This is a genomic window from Cytophaga sp., from assembly GCF_051961495.1.
Taxonomy (GTDB): domain Bacteria; phylum Bacteroidota; class Bacteroidia; order Cytophagales; family Cytophagaceae; genus Cytophaga.
Genome location: NZ_JBQCDF010000313.1, coordinates 1 through 4081, shown reverse-complemented (window position 1 = coordinate 4081; position 4081 = coordinate 1). Strand labels below are relative to the sequence as shown.

Genomic DNA, 4081 nt, shown 5'->3' with positions numbered 1-4081 from the left:
GGATCCTTTTCTACGATTATCAATTTCACAACATGTATTGAGGCTTTAAAATTAATAAAGGAAAAATACCAGGATAAAGTCTACTTTAAAGTTATTGGCAGTGCCGATTATTATAATGCGGAATTAAACATACAGGGATTGCCGTGGAGAAAAGAATCGGAAGTAAAAGATTTGCAGGAAATAGATATTGGGATTATGCCGCTTCCCGATGACGATTGGACAAAAGGCAAATGTGGTTTAAAAGGCTTGCAGTATATGGCGCTCGCAATACCCACTATTATGTCGCCGGTTGGAGTAAATTCAGAAATAATTGAAGACGGAAAAAATGGATTTCTTGCTTCAGATACCAATGAATGGGTGAACAAGTTGTCCTTATTAATTGATTCAAAAAACTTGCGGAAAACAATGGGTTACAAAGGCCGCGAAACTGTGGTATCAAAGTTTTCAATTGAGTCTAATAAAAATTTATACTTACAATACTTTACCGAAGTAGCTGAAATGTCTTCAGTAGATAATGGTCTATAATTACCGGAACAATGCATCAAATTACATGGCATTATCCCTTACTTATGAAATTAGTAGCACTAAACGAATAAATAAGCGGTTTTTATTTCTTTCCTTGTATGCTATAAAGATCTTTCTCTGTAACCCGATCCTCGAAAACCAACATAAAATATTCTATATAACCACAATCTGCGATTAAAAAGAGCGTTTAGACAATAACATTAATGACTTTTAAAAGTTATCTGTTTTCTGGCTTTACAAAAAAGTGGCAATAAAAGAGATATTTGAAACCAATTTTCATGGTGTCATTCTTAGTGGGTAGATAAAAATGATTGAAATTGCTTTACCAACTTAAATCCAAATTCTATACAAACGCTTTCCGGCAGGTAAGCACTTATACTATTGCCGGCACCCTCACAAAAATAATTTCTTTTGCTGCGCTTCCTTTTTTTGTAAATACGCTCTCAGAGGGAGATATAGGAATATTAAACATCTTCAACAGCACCATTGTTTTCCTGACGCCAATCATCTCTATGGGGGCGCTGTATACTATTTCTGTTGATTATTTCAAGCTTTCCAAATCCGATTACGCGAGCGTTTTTTCGACAAGTCTTCTTATTCCTCTAATCGTAAGTTTATTGCTGATTTCCCTGTTCTTTATTTTCCGTCAATCATTGTCACAAACATTTAGTTTTCAGGAACAGTTTATCTGGCTTATTCCGGCTTGCCTGGTTCTGAATTTTTGCTTTGAAGCGTTCATCATATTGCTGAGGGTACAAAATAAAGTTAGGGTTTACGCTACAATAACCTTATTGAAAATAATTATCGAAATATCACTGGCAGTTCTTTTGATACTTTTTGCTTATGCAAGCTGGTACAGTAGGGCTTTAGGTTATTTTATCTCAATCCTTGTAATAGCAATTCTCTTTTTTTCTTACATAAAAAAGAATGGCTTCCTGGTAAAAAGAATAAGCCTGAAAATATTCAGAAAGGAATTGATTTTTGGTTTGTCAGGGCTATTGCTACAGACTGCAATATTTTTTATTAATACCTCCGACAAATTTTTTGTGATGGCTCATTTTGGAAAAACACAAGCCGGCTTTTATTCCATTGCAGGCACTTTTGCTGCCATTCAATATATCGTTTCCGCCTCCTTAATGAATTATCTGCAGCCGGTATTGTTTACTAAATTTTCTGAAAAGAAAATGTATAGAAGCATTAAAGGAATTTACGCCAAATATATAATTATCATGCTTACCACCTCGGCAGCCTTATTTTCTTTTTCCTCGCTTATCTATCATTACCTGCTGAAGCCTTCGTATATAGAATACATTCACTATTTCTATTTGCTTTGCGTAAGTTCTTTAATATGGTCTGTCAGCAATATTTTTCTACAACCCATTATTTTCAATAAGCAAAAGCGCATTATTTTCGGGCTTTCGGTTTTGTGTATCCTTTTTTCTTTTACCATAAATTACTGTACGTCACAATTTCTGACAATCAACTGGCTTTGCGCAGGCCAAATCGTAACCAATGCATTTGTGCTTTGCGTTATTTTATATTTTAATAAAAAAATTAATTGCTTTGCCTGAATTGAAAGTTTTTTTTAAATCATCGTACAAGGCTGTTCCTTTTAAAAGAGAACTATTTTCGTTGTTAAAAAAAGTATGGGCGCCATCTGAAAAAAGATACCGGCATCTTTACTTTAAAGGCGTTGTCAGGGTTAGAGTAAATGATTTACAAAGCTTTAAAATGGTGCATTATGGCCATCGGATTGAAAATGAGATTTTCTGGACTGGGCTTTATGGCAATTGGGAAAAGTATTCTATGAAGTTGTGGTCCATCTTAGCAAAAGAGTCAAAAGTTATTTTCGATATCGGAGCCAACACGGGCATCTATTCTATGGTAGCCAAGTCTATGAATTCCGGCTCGGAAGTTCATGCCTTTGAGCCATTTGAAGCCATTTATAAAAAGTTAGTTCGCAATGCCGCTATTAACGGTTTTGAAATACATAGTAATTGCAAAGCGGTATCTGATTATTCCGGCGATGGGGTAATTTATACCGGCGATGCCAACTTTGCTTATTCGGTCACAGTCAATCATAACTTATGGGTTAAAGATAAAGAGCCAATCAAACTCAATATTAAAACCATTACATTAAAAGATTACATCGAACAAAATAATATCACTCACATTGACCTGATGAAAGTAGATGTGGAAACGCATGAGCCTGCAGTGATGGAAGGTTTTTCAATGTATCTAAAATTGTTCAGGCCAATCGTTTTGATTGAAATATTAAATGATGAAGTGGCACAAAAGCTGGGCATTTACTTTGATTATTCTGAATATTGTTTTTACAACATTGATTAACAGAAGGGTATCAGAAAAACAGCGTTCCTTTCCATGAGCGACTCTTTTAATTATGTGATAGTGCCCAAAGAAAAAGATGGCTATTTCGGGGAAATAGCCTTTAGCTGTACTTGAATAACCATAAATATTTTTAGACCTCATTGAAATCAATCATTAATGCGTATCACTTTTGTTATACCGACTTTATTCACCGGGGGTGTAGAAATTCAAGCTATCGCTCAGGCAAATGAACTAATAAAACGGGGTATTCAGGTTCAGGTTATTATTTTATCTGAGGTTGATACAATGAAGAAAGAATTGAAAAGTGAAATTATTTTATTCCGAAACAATGCGCGCTAACTAAAGTCAATAAATTATATATCCCTTTTGGGGTTAGTTATTTCATTTAAAAAATTATCGAAGCAAATCAACAATTTCAACCCCGATCACATTATAGCATTTCTTCCCTTATCTATGCTATCGGTAAGAATTTTAAAATTCTTTAAACAGATAAATGCTAAAATCTGGCCCTATCATCATTCCACAGAATACCTAAACGCTCCTTTAAATTCCATAACACGACGGCTTTACCATTTTTATTTTGTTTCAAAAATATCCGGCAGAGATGAACATCACCTATTTGTATCAAGAGCGGTAGAAAGAGACATAGAAGCCAATGAGAAAATATCAAAAGGCAGCATATTGTTTAACGCTATAAAGACACCCTCGGTTAACACGGAAAGACAAAAACTTATCTTCAGTAAATACGGAATCAGTAAAGGTTCCTATATAATTATTCCCGGAAGATTACATCCTGTTAAAGGGCATTTATTTTTTCTTAACTCGGTAAAGCATTTAATTCTAAAATTAAATTTAACCGTTTTATTTGCGGGATTTGGGAGTATGGAAAAGTCCATTTTGGAGTTTATTAATCTTAATAACCTGCATCAAAATGTTATTGTTACCGGGCTTTTAAAAAATGATGAAATCTTAGAGCTAATTGCCGGTTCCTTGTTTTGTGTTATTCCTTCTAAAATTGAAGGGTTAGGCAATGTAGCCATTGAATCTTTAGCGGTCGGAACAACCGTCTTATGCAGTAATGCCGGTGGCCTGGTTGAGGTTATACGAAACAATCAAAACGGGTACATTTTTGAAAAGGAAAATTCGTCAGATTTATATAAAAAATTTGAGCAGTTAATATCGAATGAATTAAAATTGATAGAACCCC

5 protein-coding genes are annotated in these 4081 nt (G+C 34.4%); all 5 read left to right on the top strand.

What is annotated here, in order from left to right; genetic code table 11:
• Positions 1-525: glycosyltransferase family 4 protein (locus tag ACTHJT_RS17180; protein WP_440240492.1), on the top strand; the 525-nt coding region annotated here is incomplete at its 5' end.
• Between the two features lie 317 nt (positions 526-842).
• Complete coding sequence (locus ACTHJT_RS17175; protein WP_440240490.1) at positions 843-2096, top strand: lipopolysaccharide biosynthesis protein; 1254 nt, start codon at positions 843-845, stop codon at positions 2094-2096.
• A complete protein-coding gene (locus ACTHJT_RS17170) occupies positions 2089-2874 on the top strand; it encodes an FkbM family methyltransferase (protein ID WP_440240488.1) in 786 nt (261 codons plus the stop codon). The genes ACTHJT_RS17175 and ACTHJT_RS17170 overlap by 8 nt, the downstream gene beginning before the upstream one ends.
• Before the next feature lie 156 nt (positions 2875-3030).
• Positions 3031-3213, top strand: coding sequence for a hypothetical protein (locus ACTHJT_RS17165; protein ID WP_440240486.1), 183 nt, complete (start codon positions 3031-3033; stop codon positions 3211-3213).
• A 27-nt stretch (positions 3214-3240) separates the two neighbouring features.
• Positions 3241-4081: glycosyltransferase family 4 protein (locus ACTHJT_RS17160; protein WP_440240484.1), on the top strand; the 841-nt coding region annotated here is incomplete at its 3' end.